The sequence below is a fragment of the Flavihumibacter sp. genome (assembly GCF_036676075.1).
Taxonomy (GTDB): Bacteria; Bacteroidota; Bacteroidia; order Chitinophagales; family Chitinophagaceae; genus Flavihumibacter.
In genome coordinates this window covers 694518-714330 of sequence record NZ_JAKFDQ010000007.1, presented here as the reverse complement: position 1 = coordinate 714330, position 19813 = coordinate 694518, and the positions used below count along the sequence as shown (strand labels likewise).

Annotated in this window: 21 protein-coding genes; 13 read left to right on the top strand and 8 right to left on the bottom strand. The window is 43.5% G+C overall.

All coding sequences use genetic code 11. The features are described 5' to 3' along the window. Positions 1–287 precede the first annotated feature (287 nt). The 3 genes from V6M43_RS05955 to V6M43_RS05945 are packed head-to-tail and all read left to right on the top strand — an operon-like array spanning position 288 to position 2263. Entirely contained in the window at positions 288–773 is a 486-nt protein-coding gene (locus tag V6M43_RS05955; protein WP_332733275.1) for an RNA polymerase sigma factor, read from the top strand. Beyond that, the gene (locus V6M43_RS05950) at positions 766–1386 is read left to right on the top strand and encodes a hypothetical protein (RefSeq protein ID WP_332733273.1); all 621 of its coding nucleotides are present in this window, start codon (positions 766–768) and stop codon (positions 1384–1386) included. The genes V6M43_RS05955 and V6M43_RS05950 overlap by 8 nt, the downstream gene beginning before the upstream one ends. Positions 1387–1411: 25 nt before the next feature. Then, complete coding sequence (locus tag V6M43_RS05945) at positions 1412–2263, top strand: dienelactone hydrolase family protein (protein WP_332733271.1); 852 nt, start codon at positions 1412–1414, stop codon at positions 2261–2263. Here the strand turns inward: V6M43_RS05945 and V6M43_RS05940 are convergent. Next, positions 2256–4511, bottom strand: a complete 2256-nt coding sequence (locus V6M43_RS05940) for a sialate O-acetylesterase (RefSeq protein WP_332733269.1) — start codon at positions 4509–4511, stop codon at positions 2256–2258. The genes V6M43_RS05945 and V6M43_RS05940 overlap by 8 nt on opposite strands. Before the next feature lie 218 nt (positions 4512–4729). Here V6M43_RS05940 and V6M43_RS05935 point away from each other — a divergent pair, with 218 nt between their 5' ends. Beyond that, on the top strand, positions 4730–5824 hold the full coding sequence (locus V6M43_RS05935) for a glycoside hydrolase family 18 protein (RefSeq protein ID WP_332733267.1): 1095 nt from the start codon (positions 4730–4732) through the stop codon (positions 5822–5824). A gap of 65 nt (positions 5825–5889) precedes the next feature. On the opposite strand, the gene V6M43_RS05930 is transcribed toward V6M43_RS05935, so the two are convergent. The 3 genes from V6M43_RS05930 to V6M43_RS05920 all read right to left on the bottom strand — a co-directional run bounded on the left by V6M43_RS05930 (position 5890) and on the right by V6M43_RS05920 (position 7886). Beyond that, positions 5890–6765, bottom strand: coding sequence for an OmpA/MotB family protein (locus V6M43_RS05930; RefSeq protein ID WP_332733265.1), 876 nt, complete (start codon positions 6763–6765; stop codon positions 5890–5892). A gap of 75 nt (positions 6766–6840) precedes the next feature. Further along, positions 6841–7422, bottom strand: coding sequence for a 1-acyl-sn-glycerol-3-phosphate acyltransferase (locus tag V6M43_RS05925; protein ID WP_332733263.1), 582 nt, complete (start codon positions 7420–7422; stop codon positions 6841–6843). Continuing rightward, positions 7422–7886, bottom strand: a complete 465-nt coding sequence (locus tag V6M43_RS05920) for a DUF4920 domain-containing protein (RefSeq protein WP_332733261.1) — start codon at positions 7884–7886, stop codon at positions 7422–7424. Before V6M43_RS05920 ends, V6M43_RS05925 begins: the two co-directional genes overlap by 1 nt. Before the next feature lie 210 nt (positions 7887–8096). On the opposite strand from V6M43_RS05920, the gene recA reads away from it, so the two are divergent. Both recA and V6M43_RS05910 read left to right on the top strand, forming a co-directional pair. Further along, a complete protein-coding gene (recA, locus tag V6M43_RS05915; protein WP_332733259.1) occupies positions 8097–9098 on the top strand; it encodes a recombinase RecA in 1002 nt (333 codons plus the stop codon). 118 nt (positions 9099–9216) lie between these two features. After that, a complete protein-coding gene (locus V6M43_RS05910) occupies positions 9217–10014 on the top strand; it encodes a phosphatase PAP2 family protein (protein ID WP_332733257.1) in 798 nt (265 codons plus the stop codon). A 15-nt stretch (positions 10015–10029) separates the two neighbouring features. Here V6M43_RS05910 and V6M43_RS05905 read toward each other — a convergent pair whose 3' ends face one another. The 4 genes from V6M43_RS05905 to V6M43_RS05890 are packed head-to-tail and all read right to left on the bottom strand — an operon-like array spanning position 10030 to position 13987. Further along, positions 10030–11304 (bottom strand): hemolysin family protein, encoded by a 1275-nt coding sequence (locus V6M43_RS05905; RefSeq protein WP_332733255.1) that lies wholly within the window; start codon positions 11302–11304, stop codon positions 10030–10032. A 45-nt stretch (positions 11305–11349) separates the two neighbouring features. After that, positions 11350–11925, bottom strand: a complete 576-nt coding sequence (gmk, locus tag V6M43_RS05900; RefSeq protein WP_332733253.1) for a guanylate kinase — start codon at positions 11923–11925, stop codon at positions 11350–11352. A 2-nt stretch (positions 11926–11927) separates the two neighbouring features. After that, entirely contained in the window at positions 11928–13232 is a 1305-nt protein-coding gene (gene murA / locus V6M43_RS05895) for a UDP-N-acetylglucosamine 1-carboxyvinyltransferase (protein WP_332733251.1), read from the bottom strand. Further along, on the bottom strand, positions 13229–13987 hold the full coding sequence (locus V6M43_RS05890) for a DUF4290 domain-containing protein (protein ID WP_039126307.1): 759 nt from the start codon (positions 13985–13987) through the stop codon (positions 13229–13231). Before V6M43_RS05890 ends, murA begins: the two co-directional genes overlap by 4 nt. Positions 13988–14067: 80 nt before the next feature. On the opposite strand from V6M43_RS05890, the gene V6M43_RS05885 reads away from it, so the two are divergent. The 7 genes from V6M43_RS05885 (at position 14068) to V6M43_RS05855 (ending at position 19779) form a co-directional block, all read left to right on the top strand. Further along, positions 14068–15213, top strand: coding sequence for a glycosyltransferase (locus V6M43_RS05885; RefSeq protein WP_332733248.1), 1146 nt, complete (start codon positions 14068–14070; stop codon positions 15211–15213). Between the two features lie 35 nt (positions 15214–15248). Next, positions 15249–15596: a gliding motility protein GldC gene (gene gldC, locus V6M43_RS05880; RefSeq protein ID WP_039127698.1), complete on the top strand. Its 348-nt coding sequence runs from the start codon at positions 15249–15251 to the stop codon at positions 15594–15596. Between the two features lie 55 nt (positions 15597–15651). Further along, a complete protein-coding gene (locus V6M43_RS05875) occupies positions 15652–16101 on the top strand; it encodes a GatB/YqeY domain-containing protein (protein WP_332733246.1) in 450 nt (149 codons plus the stop codon). 8 nt (positions 16102–16109) lie between these two features. Further along, positions 16110–16661 carry a CvpA family protein gene (locus V6M43_RS05870; protein WP_332733244.1) on the top strand — a complete coding sequence of 184 codons (552 nt, stop codon included), beginning with the start codon at positions 16110–16112 and terminating at the stop codon, positions 16659–16661. Between the two features lie 89 nt (positions 16662–16750). Beyond that, positions 16751–17530 (top strand): alpha/beta fold hydrolase, encoded by a 780-nt coding sequence (locus V6M43_RS05865; RefSeq protein WP_332733242.1) that lies wholly within the window; start codon positions 16751–16753, stop codon positions 17528–17530. A gap of 26 nt (positions 17531–17556) precedes the next feature. Then, positions 17557–18216 carry a CBS domain-containing protein gene (locus V6M43_RS05860; protein WP_039126321.1) on the top strand — a complete coding sequence of 220 codons (660 nt, stop codon included), beginning with the start codon at positions 17557–17559 and terminating at the stop codon, positions 18214–18216. Between the two features lie 66 nt (positions 18217–18282). Then, a complete protein-coding gene (locus V6M43_RS05855; protein ID WP_332733239.1) occupies positions 18283–19779 on the top strand; it encodes a POTRA domain-containing protein in 1497 nt (498 codons plus the stop codon). Positions 19780–19813 lie beyond the last annotated feature (34 nt).

Here is a 19813-nt window from a genome sequence, read left to right as displayed (position 1 = left end):
AGGTTGTTTTTCAGAATAAGGTTTGATCGGATAAGGTTTGATCAGATAAGGTTTAAAGCGAATAAGGTTTTAATTCACCGTAAAGATTGAATCATAAATGCAGGTGGAATAGGTAAATAGGGATGATGGGTCAAATAATCCTGCCAAGTGACGAACGGTGAAAATTATGTATGATAGGTTTCGTAGTTGGAGGCTTATCTGGCGGCTGTATTTTATTTTTTTTGAGGGATGTAATAAAAGGGGATGGGCTGCGACTTATATTTATTCATCCCAACCAAAACCATTAATTGAGCGAGAAGGAATTTCTAGAGCAGGTCAGAACTAACCAGGGCATCATCTACAAGGTGGTGTCTATTTACGCGGCCGACCCTGAAGAGAAAAAAGATCTCTACCAGGAGATCCTTCTTCAATGCTGGAAAGGCTGGCCATCATTCCGGGGTGATTCGAAGTTCAGTACCTGGCTCTATCGCATCAGTCTCAACACAGTTCTCACCAGTATGCGCAAGAAGAATATGATGATCTATCCGGATACACTTCCGGATGAAGAGAGCCTGCGAGCCACTCCACTGGAGCGGGAAGATTCTCAGGCCCTTCACCAGGCCATCAGGCAACTCACTGATGTTGACCGCGCGCTGGTACTGCTTCACCTGGAGGGATATGCCAATAATGAAATAGCAGAGATGATGGGCATATCTGCAAACAATCTTGCCGTTAAGCTGATGCGTATCCGTCAGCGGCTGGCTAAACTTTTAAATGCAGTGGATCATGAATGAAAATAAAAACTGGCAGAACTGGCAGCCGGTTGATAAAGACCTCGAAGGCTTGCTGCGGCCTGGCTTTGCAAATAGGTTACAGGCAAATCACCCGCTGATGAAGCTGAAGAGAAACCTTCTGATCAATATCATCTGGAGCGTTGTGATCACTTTAATATATGTGGTGCTCATTATTTTTTTCCCGGTATGGCCTGTGTGGCTGGCTCTTGCCATTACCAGCATCTTCAATATTGCTACTGTGTGGCCCGCCATTGGCTTTTATAGAGAAATCCAGCCCGAAGTATCATCATCACAGGGACTGTTGCAACAGATGAAAGTGCAGCACCATGCAATTTCTGCCTGGGGAAAGCTCCAGCTTAGGCTTGCTCTCTTTGTATATCCGGTGGCTACCGCAGGTGGTTATTTCCTTGGAGGTATTCTTGGTTCGGGAAGAACAGTTGATGAACTGTTGACCCAGAAGCTTTTTGTTTGGGTTCTGCCTATTGCCATAATTGTTCTTGTACCGCTTAGTTATCTCCTTGCGAAATGGATGTTCCGCAAAAGTTTTGGCCGTCACCTCAACGCTCTACAGAATAATATCCAAAGCCTGGAGGCTTTGGATGAAGAGAACTGAGTATCTTACTATACAATTTTTTACCATGGACCAACGCATTATCAACCTCTACGACGAGTATACCCACCGCCCCCTGGGACGCGAGGAGTTTCTCAGGAAACTGGCTAAGCTTACGGGTAGTGTCGCCGCTGCCCTAACGGTTCTTCCTTTGCTGGAAGGAAACTATGCCGTAGCGCAAACAACTGAAAATGGAGACCTCTTAACCGAACGCGTTGAATACCCTACACCCCATGGTAATATGAAAGCTTACCTGGCGAGGCCAAAAGCCGAAAAGGCCTATGGTGCCGTGATTGTTATACATGAAAACCGCGGACTTAATGCCCATATTGAAGATGTTGCCCGCCGGGCTGCCAAGGCAGGATTTCTTGCGCTCGCTCCTGATGCATTATCACCGCTTGGAGGTACGCCAACCAATGAAGATGATGCCCGTGCCTTATTTGGAAAACTGGTTAATGAAGAAAATATTGTCCGGTTTGCCGCTGCTATACCTTACCTGAAAGGAAGGAAAGATTGCAGTGGTGCCGTTGGCTGCGTTGGATTCTGCTGGGGTGGAGCCATGGCCAACAACCTGGCCATCACTGTACCTGACCTCAAAGCGGCGGTTGCCTTTTATGGCCGTCAACCCGAATTGGCAAAAGTGCCATCTATAAAAGCAGCGGTACAACTTCATTATGCAAGCCTCGATGAAAGAGTGAACGCCGGCATGGCCGATTATGAAGCAGCTCTTAAAGCCGCCGGTATACGTTATGAGCAATATGTTTATGAAGGCGTTAACCACGCCTTCCATAATGATACTTCAGCCGCTCGTTATAATAAGGAAGCAGCTGAACTGGCCTGGAAAAGGACCATTGATTTTTTCAACATACAGCTTATCTGAAACCGACAACCACTTTTTTGCTGCTGATCTTTTCACCTTCCTGCACCTGCAATAAATAGATGCCGGGGGTATATCCCGATACATTCATCCTGCGTGTATTAGAGCCTGAATTTGCATTAATAGCCAATCTCTGCAGCTCCCTTCCAGCCATGTCAACGAGCCGGAGGATAACATTGCCTGCATCCATTGCATTGAATTTTACCAGCATGTCACTGATGGCGGGACTAGGAAAAATATCTATTGCAGCCGCACCTGAAGATGATATGTTGGAGGCGCTTACTTCCATTGGACTGCTCACAGCGTTAAGAGCATTAACGATGGTAGGCTTTGAGTTTTTTTCATATTGTGTAGCAGACGTTTCCGCATAAAGAGAATAACAATTCTGAAGGTTAAATACGCCATTTGCGGATGATACTAAAATATTGTAACGCGCATTTAATGGACCTCCATTGTAGATCAACACTTCATTAGTAAGTCCTGACTTGGTGGACCGTGCAATCAGTTTTCGGTTCATATCATAAAGGAATACATTATAATCAGCTGGCAGGTTATAAAGACTGATTTTTACATTCCTCGCGGTAGAAGTTGTCTGTATCTGAAACCAGTCGCCATCTGTGGGTGATGAAATATTTCCCTTAATAACTGTATTCAACGATATTGCTTTTGCCGTTGTAAACAGGTCATTGGATTCATGGATATCTCCACATGTTGCAACCGGCAACTGATTGATGGGGAATTCACCGAAATGCACTAATCCCAATCCGCCAGCATTGGTAATAATAGGGGCAGGAAGATTATTATGACTCAGATAATTTACAGCAGTTGGATTGGTAGTGGTACCACTGTTGCGTACGAAATTAATAAGCAACTGACTTCCGTTTAAGGTTACTCCTGTAACTGTATAGCTGCCGCCACTCAAACTGAACTCACTGGTGAGATCTCCATTTATTGTATAGGTTGTATTAGGATCTTCCAATGTTATGCTTACCTGGCTTGCAATTCCGGGTGAGGAGAATGCACTGAATATTGCACTCACAGGTTTTGGAGGTTCTACCGAAGAAGGAAGTTGAGTGGCATTGTAGAGTTGCTTGCGTACTATCAATGACATCCAATCACCGATCTTCTGGTATCCTTCCAGTAATTTATAATGGCAATAATTTGCGCTGGTATTTTCTAATAAATGCGTTGTGTTGTTTGTGGAGATGATAGATACATCTGTCAGCTCTTTAGCAACCTGTCTTTGAGCCTCCTGGATCTGAAGACAGCCCTCCCTGGTAAACATTCCACATCCGAATCTTATCTGTGCAACATATATGCGGGAGATATTTGGAAAATCTGATTTCCAATCATTATAAAGCTCGAGAAACAGATTCTTGTATTCGGTTGTGGACATCTGCGCAGGACTTAAGCTTCCAGCTGCATCATTTTCACCCTGGTACCAGAAAACGCCACGGATATGATTCTTTAAGCCGGCTTCTGTAATACGTTGTAGTAAACGGCCATAGTTGCTGTTGATATCAGTAGGGTTGCCGTCGTTGCGCTGGAACCATGTTATTGATCGGCCGGGATTAGCACCATTCATTATGCAAACAGGAATTCCTTGCGTGCCTGCAATATTGGAAGCCATTCGCATACCCCACTGCCCGGCGTTGAAATCATTTTCAAACCAGGCATTTCCCTCACCAATAAACCATCTCTTTGAATAATTACCTGTAGAACTCGCACCACCATATACACGAACAAATTGACGGTTAGGTGCATTTGAAAAACTATTGGCATCATTGCTTGCATCATAACTGCCCCGGATGTTGGCAACAGCATTTGATTGTCCCTGTATAATATAGGCATCTCCAGCAACAACATTATTGGCGGTACGTACAAGTGTTTCAACTGCATTATTGAAAGCAAAAAGATCGAACCTGTAATTGGCCAGCTCTGCCGGGATATCTACCGAAAATGAGAAATTAGCGATACCACCAACATATAGGAGTGGAACTGTTGTTGTGCCCTGAAAACTTCCATTGCGATAACGCTTCAAACGTAGTTCAGTATAACCACTGCTTTGCTCATAACTTCCCTGAATATTTACTACTGCAAGGTTAGTAGAGAAATTGCGGGGATATAACTGGTAATCTGACGGAAAGCTTGACAATTGTCCAAAGCTTACAAGCATTGTCAATAACAACAAAAAACTCAATGCGGGGCGTAAATATTTGTTCATCTTTTTTGCGGATAGGTTAGTAGGCATAAGAGGTTTTTAGCAGGTACATAAAAGATATTATCCAACGGTTGGATATATTGCTATTAACCAGTAAAGTCGTGGAGGTTTTTCGAAGAATGGGAAGGAATCCGATGTAAATGTACAGTAATAAAAAATAATCCCTCTCATATGTTCACTTGATTTTTTCCCAGATCATGAGGGTATTTTTCCCGTATCTTAATCGCTCAATAAACTGTCTGATCATCATGAAATATGCAGTCGTTTTTTTGCTCCTATGTTCAGCTTTCTTTTCCCGTCTTAATGCACAAGCGCCAATAAAACCTTCGGTTATTGCCTATTACACAGGAAATGAAGAGGAGATCAAAAAATTTCCTCTGGCTTCACTTACCCATATCATTTACAGTTTCTTCAAATTGGATGGAGATACTCTTGCATTCATTCGTCCGCATCAAAGGGAAACGCTCAGATCACTGGTTGCTTTGAAAAAATCATACCCCGGTTTGAAAGTTATGGTGGCGCTTGGTGGTTGGGGAGGCTGCAAGCCTTGTTCTCCCCAGTTTGCGAAAAAAGAAGTGCGTGAGAAGTTTGCAGGCAGTGTTGTAAAATTGCTTCGTGAATATGGTGCGGATGGATTAGATCTCGATTGGGAGTACCCTGGGATAGAGGGTTTTCCAGGACATCCCTGGATGAAGGAAGATGTTCCGAATTTCACTGAATTAGTTCGGGATTTACGATCAGCCATGGGCAACCGATATGAACTAAGTTTTGCAGCGGGTGGATTCACCAGCTTTCTTGAGCAGGCTGCTGAATGGGATAAGGTGATGCCTTTAGTTGACAGGGTTAATCTTATGACCTACGATCTTGTTAGTGGCTTTAGTAAACAAACAGGTCACCATACCCCTTTACACGCTACCAGCCAGCAGAAAGAAGCAACAGACCATTGTGTGGATTATTTGCTCAGTATTGGGGTGCCTGCATCTAAATTAGTGATTGGTGCGGCATTTTATGCCCGTGTGTGGAAAGATGTACCCGATATCAATAACGGACTTTATCAACCCGGGGAATTCAAAACGATGTTTGGATATAAGAAGTTTGATTCAACTTTTACATCAGCAGAGGGCTTCAAACTTTATTGGGATGAAACTGCGCGGGCACCTTATTACTATAGCGTGAGCAGGAAGGAATTTGCAACATTTGACAGTAAAGAATCCATAGCCGCGAAAACCAGGTATATGCTCAATAAAAAATTGGGAGGAATTATGTTCTGGGAACTCAGCGGTGATAAGTATAATGGAGGCTTGCTTACTGAAATTACAAATACTATCAATAGCCATAAATAAGTTGAGGTCTTAAGCATGCGGTACTAATACTGCATACTTAAGACCTCAAACCTAAAATAGAAAACTTATTGTTGTTTGCGTTCCAGTAACTGGAAGAACTGATCCAATTGTGGCAGGATCACGATACGTGTACGACGGTTGGCGGCTTTACCTTCTGCGGTTTCATTTGATGCAACCGGATGAAATTCACCACGACCAGCGGCAGACATTTTAGCCGGGTCAAGACCATACTGCTTCTGCAGAAGACGAACCACGCTTGTTGCGCGCATCACACTGAGATCCCAGTTGTCTTTCATCGGTCCGATATTACGCTTAAGTTCAGCGTTGTCGGTATGACCTTCAACCATGAATTCAATATTAGGCTGGTTCTTCAATACAGTGGCAACTTTGCCAAGTACTTCTTTTGCACGGGTTGTTATGGCATAGCTTCCGGTTGTAAAAAGAAGCTTATCAGAAATATCGACATACACAACTCCTTTATCCACCTTAATATTAATGTCTTCATCATCAAGGTTTCCAATTGCACCTTTCAGGTTCATGACAAGGGCCATGTTAAGAGAGTCCTTCTTTGCCATTTGTGACTGAAGATCCTGGATGTAGGCGTCTTTCATTCCCAGATTTTCCATTGACTTCTTGATGCTTTCTGCCTGTGAAGAACTGATAACAGACATGTCCTGGAGTTGTTTCAGAGCAGTAGTGTTATTCTCTTTCAGGTAATCGATCTGCTTGTTAAGTCCGGCGATCTCAGTTTCCAGTCCAGCCCTTTTACGCGCTTCTTCCGCTTTAGCATCTTCGCAACCTTTCAGGTCAGTTTGCAATTGGGTATACCTTCCGTTAAGATCTGCATAACGTGCCTGTTCGGCCTTGAATTTCTTGGAACTTACACAAGACACCATGGATAGTGTTGTGAAAGCTGCAACTACTAAGTAAGAAACTTTCATTTGGTTATTGTTTTAAATGATTACAGAACAAAATTAACGCATAGTTCGCAAGTTCTATGCCTGATAGTCACCTATTTATGAGTCAGATTTAATATCAGCAGACAATCCACCCATCCCCAGCTCGGGATTCTTGCCTTTAATAGGTGCGAAGAAGCTTATTATTGATGGAAGATCATCTTCAGGCCGATCTCCGGGCATAAAGGGTGGTGAGAGTATCAGTTCTTTTTTAGAAAAATCCATGCCAGCCATTACTATTGGAACACCCGCAAGTTTGGCGATATGCCAGAACCCGGTTCGGAGGCGGTCCACTTTCTTTCTGGTACCTTCAGGTGATAATGCCAGTACAAAATCTTTCCTTTCCCGGAATAGCTCCACTACTTGTTCTACCATATTGTTTTTGCTGAAACGATCTACGGGAACACCGCCTGTCATCCTGAAAAACCAACCGAATGGGCCTTCAAATAATTCTTTCTTTCCAAGATAATGGGCATGTGGGATAGGAACTATAGCTCTTGTTGCCATTCCGGCAACTACATCCCATCCACTGGTATGTGGTCCCACAATAATAATTGCCCGGGTTAAATGCTGTGGCCAGTTGCCGCGAACTTTCCATCCCCCCAGCTTCCAGTAAGCGTTCCAGAATAGATTGCCTGGCATCAGAGTACCAGTACGCCCTTGGCTATAAATTGGGTCTCTTTTTTAGAGGCCTTTATTTTCTCGATCTCCTCCTTGGATTTCCCGGCATCCTTAGCATAATGCTTCTGCTGCTTTACAGAAACTTCTTTCACCACTGCCTCTCCATCCAATACCACTTCCTTGCCTACAATATCAGTTGGCATAAAAAAGCCATAATCCTTAAACTTCACCATTAGCTGCTCGCCATTTTCACGCTCTATCTTCATCCAGCAGCCTTTTTCCTGGCATACTTCAGCAACTTTACCCGTAATTTTTCCTGTATAACTGTCACCGTTCATTTTGGTAGAAAGTTCATTCACCGGAATGGCGCCTTCTGCTGTAGTTCCAATACCATAGGTGACACCCTTGGCTGCCGGGGCAGGCGATTGGGCCATAGCGCCCGTTGATAATGCTACAGCAAGCAATGCGGTGGCTAAAGTTCTCATGTGTCTAATTTTTTCAAAGATACAATTCAATACCTATGGGTCATACCCCTGAATTGGGCCTAATGTGAAAAAAAACATAAATCGGCAAGGGTGTTTTAACGATAAAATATTTAGTGAAAAAATGCTAAATAAATTAGTGATGCAATTATTTTCTCTCTATCTTTGAATGCCAATAAATTTGGCCCATAACTACTAAAAACCATGAGCAATATGTCAAATGCAGAAAAACTGAAGGCGCTTAAACTGACGATGGATAAAATCGATAAGGATTTTGGAAAGGGATCAGTGATGATGATGAATGAGAGAAGTACCGAACCCCATGAAGTGGTATCCACCGGGTCACTTGGCCTTGATGTAGCTTTAGGCATAGGTGGTTTCCCCCGTGGACGTATAGTTGAAGTATACGGGCCGGAATCATCTGGTAAAACAACTATCGCGATCCATGCTATTGCCGAAGCCCAGAAAAAAGGCGGCATGTGCGCCATTATAGATGCAGAACATGCATTTGACAGTGCATATGCACAGAAGCTGGGTGTGGATGTAGATAATCTCCTGATCTCACAGCCCGATTATGGTGAACAGGCTCTTGAAATTGCAGACAGGCTGATCCTTTCCGGAGCACTCGATGTTGTAGTAATTGACTCTGTTGCTGCCCTTGTTCCAAAAGGTGAGCTGGAGGGAGAGATGGGGGATAGTAAAATGGGTCTGCAGGCTCGTCTCATGAGCCAGGCACTCCGTAAGCTTACCGCCACCATCAATAAGACCAATACCATTTGTATTTTTATAAACCAGCTTAGGGAAAAGATTGGCGTTATGTTCGGCAACCCTGAAACAACTACAGGTGGTAATGCCCTTAAGTTTTATGCCTCCGTTCGCCTTGATATCCGCCGTATGAGTCAGATTAAGGATGGTGATGAAGCTGTAGGTAACCGTGTTAAGGTGAAGGTGGTTAAGAATAAAGTTGCTCCTCCTTTCCGTGCAGCTGAATTTGATATCATCTTTGGTGAAGGCATTTCTAAAGTTGGGGAAATAATAGATATGGGTGTTGATCTGGGCATTGTCCAAAAGAGTGGATCATGGTTCAGCTACAATACTGATAAATTGGGTCAGGGCCGTGAAGCGGTAAAACAACTCCTCCGTGATAATCCTGAATTGCAGGCCGAAATAGAAAAGAAGATCCGTGAAAAAATTGCCGAAATGCAAGCCGGCTAATAAATCCCGGGCTTCATATATCTTTATAAAAATTGCCGGCCGGTATTCTTTACTGGCCGGCAATTGGCTTCTGAATAAGCGTTGATTATTTCATTATCTTTCTTAAATGTTTGGCAAGTTGCGCCCTTTTGTCGGGCTGATTTTTTTATGGTTGTTTTCTGCCCCCCTTCAAGCCCAGACCGATACCATCGCGTTTGCGGATACGGTTATGCCTGCCACGTCTCTCTACCGATTGAATAAAACATACCTGCTTTCCTATTTTACTGATCTACCAAAAGTTGCAGTTTCGCCTGTTCATTTTACAGCTAAAAACTGGCGTAACACTGCATTAGTGGCGGCCGGTGCTGGCGCTTTGTTGTTAGCCGATAAAAAAGTTTTTGAGTTGATGAATGCCAACCGATCAAAGATCTCAAATGATGTTGCAGGTGTGGTTGAACCTTTTGGTAATAAATATCCCCCTCTCATTATTGGCTCGATGTATCTCGCAGGTGTACTCACCAAGAATCGTAAAATGGAACATGCCTCCCTCATGACCGCAAAATCACTTGTATTTTCAACTATATTCTATACTGCCACAAAGCAGGTTGTAAGGCGACGCCGGCCACGGTTCACTGAGGATCCCTTTGATGCAAATTCACCTTTCGAAGGAGGGCGTGAGTATACGTCTTTCCCATCTGGTCATAGCAATACTGTATTTACTGTTGCTACTGCATTGGCTCTGGAATTCAGGGATACTAAATGGGTGCCGCCATTAGTCTATACAATAGCAACATTAACAGCGGTATCACGACTATATGAAAATAAACACTGGTCAAGTGATGTATACGTTGGCGCCGCCATTGGTCATTTCGTTACGAAGGCTCTGTATAAAGTGGAAGAAAAAAAAGCAAGGCCAAAGCTGTACAAGCTTGATTAGCGTACGGTCTGTTTGCTATTTGAGCACTTTCAATTTCACCATTTCTATCCTAGTATCGCTCACCACGAGAATTTCAAATTCATAATCATCTACGATGATACGCTCCTTCACTTTAGGAATGGTTTCATGATGGGTGATGATATATCCTGATAGAGTCTCTGAATCATCCTGGTCAAATACAAGGTCGTATTTCTCATGCAGGTAATCAAGCTCCAGTCTTCCGCTAAAAATGAATTCTTTGTCTGATAATTTTTTCTCTTCAAACTCTTCTGTATCATGCTCATCATGGATCTCACCAAAAATTTCCTCAAGCAGGTCTTCCATTGTTATGATTCCGGAAGTGCCTCCAAATTCATCTACAACCCAGGCCATACTTTTTCTTTCGCGGGTAAATTTATTGATCAGGTCAGTAGCATTCATGCTTTCAGGAACTGCGGGTATGGGCAGGAGAATTGATTGCACATCCGCCGGACTCTTAAACATATCTAACTGGTGCAGGTAACCGACAATGTGATCTATATTCCCTTCATAAACTGCCAGTTTGCTTAATTTTGTTTCGATAAATTTCTGGCGCACTTTATCTATGGATGTATTCACTTCAACGCCTTCAATCTCTTTTCTAGGAATAAGACATTGCCGTACTTTAACTGTTGGCAAAGAAAGAGCGTTTTCAAAAAGGTCAGTATTCCTTTCCTGTTCCCCTTCCTTCTCGATATTATTCTGCTGGTAAAATCCTTCCAGGTCGGCACGAACAAAGGCTTCTTTTCGCTCATTGAGCCTTATATTGAAAAGGTATTTCAGGATCCATTCGGCTATGATCACAAACATTTCGGAAATGGGTTGCAGCACCTGGTAGAAAAGATTCATGAAGGTGGCAACTGCACTGCTTAATATCCATTCATTACGGGCTCTCCAAATTGCGCGAGGTAAAAATTCTCCAAGTATAAGGAATATGGCTGTTGCGGTAAGTGTTTCAAAAAACAGGTGGATGATATTGGCATATGCCACAGGAATTTTTTGCTCAAGGATCAGCCAAAGTGGCTGTAGAAATTCACCGATCATTAACCCATAGATCACCAGGAAAAGATTGAATCCTATCAGCACCACTCCAATTAAACTTGATGGTCTTTCCATCCACTGCCCGATCAGAATGCCTCCGGTTCGTCCCTGCTTTTTTCGAAGCTCAACCGAAAGCCTGTTAATGCTTCCAAAAGCAGCTTCAATACCGGCAAAAAATCCCACCAGTAAGAGGAAGAAAATAATGAGTCCAAGAGAATTCAGGTTGATCATACTTGTTACGAATATAAGAATAGTTTCTTTCCACCCCTGCCGGTCTTACGGCCTTGCCAGAAATTGGAGGATAAGTTTTTCAGCCTCAGCACATGCTTTCTCGAGATTATCGTTTACTATGATATGGTCGAAATGATGTTTGAAAGAAATTTCATAGCCAGCTTTATTTATTCTTGCCTGCAGGCTTTCATCCGTTTCAGTGCCTCTGCCAAACAAACGCTTTCGCAATTCGTCTACAGAGGGTGGTTCAATAAATAAAGAGAGTGTCTGATCTGGATATTGCTGCTGAACATGAATGGCGCCCTTCACATCTATATCCAGCATTGGGGTCTGGCCATTGTTCCAGATGCGATCAAGTTCATTTTTGAGCGTACCATAGTATTTGCCTTCATAAACCATTTCCCATTCAACAAAATCATTCTGTTGTATATGGTGACGGAATTCCTCTACGTTCATGAAATAATAATCTTTACCATTTTCTTCCTTTCCCCTTGGCGATCGGGTTGCAGCAGAAATGGAAAATGCCAGTTGCGGATATTTTTGCAGGAGGTAACGTGTAATCGAGGTTTTTCCTGCCCCGGAAGGAGCAGTGATGATAATGATCTTTTGGGATTGAAGCATCCTTAAACGCGTTTTATTTCGGCACCAAGTGCGGTAAGCCTTTGATCAATATATTGATATCCCCGATCGATCTGTTCAATATTCTGGATTATACTTTTGCCTTCGGCACTGAGGGCTGCAATTAATAGTGCCACCCCAGCCCTGATGTCTGGACTGCTCATAGTGATTCCTCGCAGTTGTTGTTCACGTGCCAGGCCAATTACCGCGGCCCGATGCGGATCACAGAGTATTATCTGTGCCCCCATATCAATTAGTTTATCAACAAAGAAAAGGCGGCTTTCAAACATTTTCTGATGGATAAGTACCGATCCTTTCGCCTGTGTTGCCACTACTAAAACTATACTTATTAGGTCAGGAGTAAATCCCGGCCAGGGGTGGTCGTAAACTGTAAGCACAGACCCATCAAGGAAGGTCTGGATTTCATAAAGGTGTTGTGCGGGTATTAGAATATCATCTCCCTCAAAGGACAGTGCAATTCCAAGTTGCCTGAATTTTTCAGGGATAACGCCCAGATGTTCTATTCCGGCCCCTTTAATGCGGATATTACTTTGGGTCATTGCAGCCAGGCCTATAAAAGAGCCTACCTCAATCATATCCGGCAACATTCGGTGTTCAGTTCCGCCTAATTCATCAACACCTTGAATTACAAGCAGGTTACTGCCTATGCCGGAAATTTTTGCTCCCATTCTATTGAGCATCCTGCAAAGCTGTTGAAGATAAGGCTCGCAGGCAGCATTATAAATAGTTGTCTCACCCTTAGCCATAACCGCCGCCATAACTATATTGGCAGTGCCGGTTACAGAAGGTTCATCCAGCATCATATAACAGCCCTGTAAATTGGAAGCATCAAGATGAAAAAAACCATCTTCGGGATGATAGGTGAATCGGGCACCTAATTTCTCAAAACCAACAATATGTGTATCCAGCCTCCGGCGGCCGATCTTATCGCCACCTGGTTTTGGAATAAATGCTTTTTTGAAACGCGCCAACATTGGTCCCGCGAACATAACGGAGCCGCGTAAGCGCCCGCTTTTGCTGCGGAAAGCCTCACTGTGCAGGTAGTCGATATTTACATTGTTGGCCCTGAAAGTAGCAGTATGCCTTTCTGGTCGGTCAACCTTAACACCCATATCCTGCAGTAACTCTATTAACAGGTTAACATCAAGAATGTCGGGGATATTGCTGATAGTAACCGCTTCGGGAGTAAGCAATACAGCACTTATGATTTGCAGTGCTTCGTTCTTTGCTCCCTGCGGAATGATGGTGCCACTTAGCTTTTTACCCCCAGTTACTTCGAAACTATTCATTTGAATCTCTTCTTGAACTTATTACCACCGGGTCTTCCGCCATTGCCGCGGTTATCACCACCACCACCACGATTATCCCGTCCACCACCGCCATCGCGGTTATCACCGCCACGTTGGTCTCCACGGGGTTGTCCACCACCACGGGGCTGGAATTTCTGCTGGGGTCGTTTACCACCTCCGCCGCCACCCCGGAAGTCGCGTTGTACTTCATTTGGACGGAAAGCTTTTACATGCGGTGTATTGGTGAATTCAAGTTGTCCGCCGGTAATTGAACTTAGTTCGCTCTGGATCGCATCATCATGAACAATTTCCTTATGCCAGTTGCTGTAGGCAAGTTTCATATAATATGCAATTGCATTGGCAAACCCCTGTCTTTTCTCCGGACTCTCTTCTTTAAGGGCTTTATGGATCACCACTTCAATATTCTTACCTATATGAGAATAGCGTGGGTAACCTTTTGGGTATTTCAAAGGCTTTGGCTTGGCCTTGAGGGTTTCTCTGGTTGGAATGGGATAGGGAGATTCCACTTCCAGTTTGAAATCAGCGATAAGAAAAAGATGATCCCAGAGTTTATGCCTGAAATCTTCCACATTCTTTAAATGAGGGTTCAGGAAACCCATCAGTTCTATACAAGCCATCGCATTCTTTTGGCGCTTTTCAGGATCCTCGATGGTTTGGAGATACTCCACCATCTTCTGGATATGCCTGCCGTACTCGCGCATCACGAGGAAATTTCTCGTAGTATTATATTCCATTCAAACTATTTGCTTATTGCAAATGTAAGCGTTGCCATTCAGGAAAAAGCACCAATTTGCAGTGGCCCAAAAATAATAAAGTGCAGAGCATTGTCTACCATATTGACCCCTTGCTGGAGGAGCCGGCTTCAATCCAGGCTTCCACCTGGCTGGAGGCCATCCCTGAATTGACGGCAGTTTTGCCCGGTTACAGGCATATTGCACTAACGCAGCAGGCGGGATTGGCCCTGGAGCCGGAGAACCCGCTGGAGCTGGTAAGTCTGGTGCCTGCGAAGCCCTCCCTTCTGGGGGCTGCTCAATCGAGGCAGCAACTTCTCAGAGCCTGGCTGTCAAAACATCGACCAGGCCTTTTCATCAGTTTTGATCCGGAATCGATACCACCACCCGGCACAGGCAATACAATATTGATCAGTTCTGCTACAACACTGCTTTCAGGGGGTTCAAAAGGATCAGTTTTTTCCGGTTTTTTTAAGAAAGTGGATTCTGTTCCCGGCTTCCAGGCCGCAAATGTGATTGTAGTACCATCAAATGCAGATAAGGATGCTATCTCAGAACGGTTTCCCTCCCTGTCCAGCAAAATTGAAGTGATCTATCCTGCCTTACAGGAGCCTATTGAGCCGCTTGGCTGGTCGCAGCAGGAACAGGTTAAACTTCGTTATTCTGGTGGACGGGATTATTTTTTATTTGCAGGCGAGCTGTCTGAAGATCATGAGCCTATTGGACTTTTACGAGCATACTCTTTACTAAAGAAATGGCTGATGACGGGTATGCCCCTTGTACTGGCGGGTTCTGCCACAAAATATACTCCAACACTTGAGAAACTTCTTCTAACCTATAAATACCGCACAGATGTTTCTGTTTATCCTGATCTCGAGAGTTCGGAATTACAGGAACTTGTGTCGGCTGCATATGCATTATTATGGCCCCTGGAGCCGAATGGGAGGGTGTTAGCAAAGGGAAATGGTTATCCCGTAGAATGGGCCTTTAACGCTGGAGTGCCCGTTTTGGGGTCCGATATCCCGGCAATGAATGAACTTGGCGCCGGGGCTGCTTTGCTCTCACCCCCGGGCGACCTTCAACAACAAGCTCATTCATTAATGATGATCTATAAGGATGAACAACTTCGCAACAGCCTCATAGCCAAGGGAAGGGAACGCATCCTTAAGCTAAACCGACATAATACATTAATGGCCTACGCCAGCGTGGTACGGAATTTTTGTGGCTGAATATGGCTAATTTCGCCAATTTAACAACACCCTTTATGCAAGAATCAACCATTAAAATAGATGTGACACTTGACGCTGATAAAGTTCCTTCCAGTATCAGCTGGAATGCCAGTGGAAGCACAGTAGAAGAGGCGCAGAAAGCAAAAGCCATGATGCTTGCTTTCTGGGATGGAGCCGAAAAGACCGCGATGCGGATCGATCTCTGGACCAAAGAAATGATGGTTGATGAGATGGCTGATTTCTTTTACCAGACCCTCATCACTATGGCCGATACCTATCAGCGTGCAACCCAAAATGAAGAAATGGTAAAAGAACTGAAAGACTTTGCCAAGGATTTCTATCAGAAATTCCGCGACCAGCAAATGAAGGAAAATGCAGTCTAGGCAGGTAAGAGGTAAGATTTAAGAGGTAAGATTTAAGAATTAAGAATTAACCCATATGTCGTTAGAAGAAAAAATTATGGCAGAAATGAAAGATGCCATGAAATCAAAGAATGAAGCGGCCTTGCGCGGATTAAGAGCCATAAAGGCGGAGATCATCAAAGCTAAAACTGAACCCGGTGCTGGTGGACAGGTTACTGCCGAAGGAGAAGCCAAACTGCTTCAGAAAATGGTAAAACAGCGAAGAGATTCTCTTGAAATCTTTCAGCAACAGAATCGTACCGACCTTGCCCAGAAAGAAGAAGAGGAGATCGCTATTATTGAGAGATTTCTTCCTAAGCAACTGGACGAAGCAGAACTCAAGACCGCACTGGAGGCAATCATTTCGGAAACCGGAGCCAGCTCCATTGCAGACCTTGGCAAAGTGATGGGCGTGGCATCAAAAAAACTGGCAGGACTCGCAGATGGTAAAGCCATCAATAATATGGTTCGAAGCCTTCTGGCCTAACTAAGCATATGATAATTGATATCATTACGCTTATTATCCTTTTACTGGCCGTATTTAAAGGGATTTCGAGAGGACTGCTTGTGGCGGTGTTTTCACTGGCTGCATTTATGGTGGGATTGGCTGCAGCGCTCAAGCTCTCTGCTGTAACAGCAGCATGGTTGGGCGATTCCATAAATGTGTCGGCAAAATGGTTGCCGGTATTGGCATTTTTTGCAGTGTTTGTTATTGTAGTACTATTGGTGAATGCAATAGGCAGACTTCTGGAGAAATCAGTGGAATGGGCTTTTCTGGGTTGGTTGAATAAGGCAGGGGGAATCATTTTTTTTGTGATTATTTACATGCTTATCTGGAGTATCGTCTTATTCTATCTCGACAAAACAGAAATCCTCAGCGATGAGGGTATGGAGAAATCGAATACTTATCCCATCATTGCCCCATGGGGCTCATCAGCGATGGATTGGATTGGCGAGGCGATCCCGTTTTTTAAAGATGTTTTTTATGATCTCACTATATTCTTTGAGAAACTGTCCACAGAAATTAAACCTCAGCAAACAATATAGGATGGTAGGTTTGCGCATAAGCAGCAATTTGTTTTTGCCGCAAATGGCCTATTTTAGCAATTCATTGGAAGTCTTATTTTTAGATACAGATGGAATACGAGATCAAACAGCTGGATAAGTTCAGGTATATTGAGGAAGGAAATGGTGAACCCCTTGTGTTATTACACGGGCTTTTCGGTGCACTGAGCAATTTCAAGGACCTGATAGAATACTTCCGCAATCATTATAAGGTTGTGGTGCCTATTCTTCCATTGTTTGAACTTGACATATTACATACATCTGTAGGGGGACTCGAAAAATTTGTTCACAAATACCTCGAAGCCCGCGATCTTAAGAATGTTCATTTACTTGGGAACTCCCTCGGTGGTCATGTTGCCCTGGTTCATGTGCTTAAACATCCCGAGAGAATAAAAAGCCTGATCCTCACCGGTAGTTCCGGCCTTTTCGAAAATGGAATGGGAGATACCTATCCAAAAAGAGGGGACTACGAATATATCCGAAAAAAAACTGAACTCACTTTTTACGATCCCGCAATGGCCACAAAGGAACTGGTGGATGAAGTTTATGATATCGTCAATAGCCGGATGAAGGTTATTAAAATAATTGCCCTGGCTAAAAGCGCTATCCGAAACAATCTTGGTGAAGAATTGAATCAAATTAAACAGCCAACACTATTGGTATGGGGGAATAATGATACCATTACTCCTCCTTTTGTTGGGCGTGAGTTCAACAGGTTGATCCCGAACAGTGAATTGCACTTCATTGACAAGTGTGGTCATGCGCCAATGATGGAAGTTCCGGCCGAATTCAATGAAATTCTTCATAAATTTCTTAAGAAACTTAGCCAGCCCGCAGCGGTTGCCAGCTAATTGTCGTCTATACATAAATTCCAGGAGTGATAAATAAGGACCTGATATCATCGTCCCTGCCGGTGCTTTCCCCTAAAGACCCCGTGTATCGTGCCATCCAGCTGATGGACGACTGCAATGTTGTACACCTTCCTGTTGTGGAACAGGAGAAATACATGGGTCTGGTTTCAGAAACAGACCTTCTTAATTCGGATGACAATCTTTTGCTAGAAACTCTTTCAGGTAATATTTCCAAGCTAAAGGTGAATCCAGGGGGCCATTTTACTGAGGCCGTGCAAATGGCCAACGAATATGGGCTTGGCATTGTGCCGGTTGTTGAACCTGACCTTCAGTGGGTAGGTGGAATCATTGCAACCGACCTGCTAAAATTCACCGGCCATATGATTGGAGCAGACGAGCCCGGGGGCATAATTGTACTTGAAATGGAAAAGAGAAATTTCGCCTTTTCCGAAATTTACAAGCTGGTCGAAACCAATGATGCACAGATCACACAGCTTAATACCTACTTTGATAACAATCTTGGTGTTCTATATGTTACGTTGAAAATCAATAAGTTCGAGCTTTCAGACATCGTTTCAACGTTCCAGCGTTATGAATACCAGGTTCGCTATTATTTTGGCGAAGAGCAGTATGAGAACGAACTGCGTAATAATTATGACCATCTCATGAATTATCTCAACCTTTAAAATATTCCCGGGTATTGTGGTATTCTAATTGCTAATCCTGTATTTTCATAACCCCGTGTATAGTGTATGAGTATGGTGTGGAAATATAGAACCCTATTGGTTGCAGTCATTTGTTGTACGAGTTGTTTCGTTCGATCGCAGTCGATCATTCCATCTGTTGCTGAATCAGGAATAGCTGGAAATGAAGAAGGTGTTCCTATTAATATTGAAAATCTTCCCGATTCTCTTAAAGGCCGCAAACCCTTTGTAGTAAGCCTTATTTCTATCAGCGGCAATAAAAAAACCAAGGATTATGTGATAAAGCGAGAACTGCCTTTTCAGGAAGGTGATTCAGTTGTGCTAAATGAATTGGTAGAAAAATTCCGGCTTGGAAAACAGCAATTGATTAATACCCGGCTTTTTAATGAAGTGGTTATATCCCTTAAAAGATTCCGGGGATATATGGTTGAAGTGCAGGTTGATGTAAAAGAAAGGTGGTATATTTTCCCCATTCCTTATTTTAAGCCGGTTGATAGGAACTTACAAACCTGGGCGCAAAAAGGTTATAGTCTAGACCGAATCAATTATGGTGCAAAGTTTACTTATTATAACACTACAGGGCGAAATGACAAACTAAAGCTCTGGTTAATAACCGGTTACGCTAAGCAATTGCAACTCTCTTACGACCAGCCCTATGCAGATAAATCGCTTAAAAAAGGTTATGCGGTAAATTTCATCTACTCCGGATTAAAGGAAATCAATGTTAATACGATCAATAACCAGCAGTTTTTCCTCAAATCTGATTCACTTCCCAAATCAGGAACCTTTCTTGAAACCATGTACGGAGGTTCTGTTCAGTTTAATTATCGGCCTGGTTTACAGACCCGTCATAGCCTTAGGGCCGGATATTGGGTGAATGAGGTGGATAATGCAGTGCTGGAAATTAATCCTAAGTACCTGAGCCTTAGCGGAAAGAAAAAAATAGCAGTTCCCGAACTTACCTACTCGATCTCCCATGTAAATGTTGATTATGCCCCCTATCCCCTGAAAGGCGTAATAGCTGATGCTGCAATTACACGGCGTGGTTTCGGCAACGATCCCGGAATGTGGAACCTTGATCTTAAAGGAACCAGGGCCTGGGATCTGAAAAAGAAATTTTCCTATTCACTGCAATTTGCCGGAATGCTGACACTTCCATTTAAGCAACCATACCGTAATCACCGCTTATTTGGATATGGTGATTTCTATTTGCGTGGACTTGAAAAATATGTTATCGATGGCGTTGCAGGCGCTATGGCCAGGAATACACTTCGTCGTGAAATATTCAATTTTAATGTGCGCCTTCCAGTTAAGAAAGGAAGTCATGACCATATCCCTTTTCGCTTGTATGCAAAAACCTATACTGATATGGGCTTCTCTATCAATAAAACATTTGATAATAACTCCTATGCCAACAGAATGCTGTATACAGCAGGAGCAGGACTCGATATTGTTACCTTATACGATATTGTAGTACGCCTTGAATACAGCGCTAATCACTTTGGGCAGCGAGGTTTCTTTTTTCATTTCAAAAACGATTTTTGATCCCACCGCCGAGGAGCTTAGTTATAAAGCATTA

What these genes read in the sequence shown, in the direction of transcription:
- gldC (WP_039127698.1), top strand. Translation starts at nt 15,249, where the DNA reads ATGCAAGAATCAACCATTAAAATAGATGTGACACTTGACGCTGATAAA.
- V6M43_RS05950 (WP_332733273.1), top strand. Translation starts at nt 766, where the DNA reads ATGAATGAAAATAAAAACTGGCAGAACTGGCAGCCGGTTGATAAAGAC.
- V6M43_RS05865 (WP_332733242.1), top strand. Translation starts at nt 16,751, where the DNA reads ATGGAATACGAGATCAAACAGCTGGATAAGTTCAGGTATATTGAGGAA.
- recA (WP_332733259.1), top strand. Translation starts at nt 8,097, where the DNA reads ATGTCAAATGCAGAAAAACTGAAGGCGCTTAAACTGACGATGGATAAA.
- V6M43_RS05890 (WP_039126307.1), bottom strand. Translation starts at nt 13,987, where the DNA reads ATGGAATATAATACTACGAGAAATTTCCTCGTGATGCGCGAGTACGGC.
- V6M43_RS05940 (WP_332733269.1), bottom strand. Translation starts at nt 4,511, where the DNA reads ATGCCTACTAACCTATCCGCAAAAAAGATGAACAAATATTTACGCCCC.
- V6M43_RS05875 (WP_332733246.1), top strand. Translation starts at nt 15,652, where the DNA reads ATGTCGTTAGAAGAAAAAATTATGGCAGAAATGAAAGATGCCATGAAA.
- V6M43_RS05935 (WP_332733267.1), top strand. Translation starts at nt 4,730, where the DNA reads ATGAAATATGCAGTCGTTTTTTTGCTCCTATGTTCAGCTTTCTTTTCC.
- murA (WP_332733251.1), bottom strand. Translation starts at nt 13,232, where the DNA reads ATGAATAGTTTCGAAGTAACTGGGGGTAAAAAGCTAAGTGGCACCATC.
- gmk (WP_332733253.1), bottom strand. Translation starts at nt 11,925, where the DNA reads ATGCTTCAATCCCAAAAGATCATTATCATCACTGCTCCTTCCGGGGCA.
- V6M43_RS05925 (WP_332733263.1), bottom strand. Translation starts at nt 7,422, where the DNA reads ATGCCAGGCAATCTATTCTGGAACGCTTACTGGAAGCTGGGGGGATGG.
- V6M43_RS05945 (WP_332733271.1), top strand. Translation starts at nt 1,412, where the DNA reads ATGGACCAACGCATTATCAACCTCTACGACGAGTATACCCACCGCCCC.
- V6M43_RS05855 (WP_332733239.1), top strand. Translation starts at nt 18,283, where the DNA reads ATGAGTATGGTGTGGAAATATAGAACCCTATTGGTTGCAGTCATTTGT.
- V6M43_RS05920 (WP_332733261.1), bottom strand. Translation starts at nt 7,886, where the DNA reads ATGAGAACTTTAGCCACCGCATTGCTTGCTGTAGCATTATCAACGGGC.
- V6M43_RS05870 (WP_332733244.1), top strand. Translation starts at nt 16,110, where the DNA reads ATGATAATTGATATCATTACGCTTATTATCCTTTTACTGGCCGTATTT.
- V6M43_RS05930 (WP_332733265.1), bottom strand. Translation starts at nt 6,765, where the DNA reads ATGAAAGTTTCTTACTTAGTAGTTGCAGCTTTCACAACACTATCCATG.
- V6M43_RS05905 (WP_332733255.1), bottom strand. Translation starts at nt 11,304, where the DNA reads ATGATCAACCTGAATTCTCTTGGACTCATTATTTTCTTCCTCTTACTG.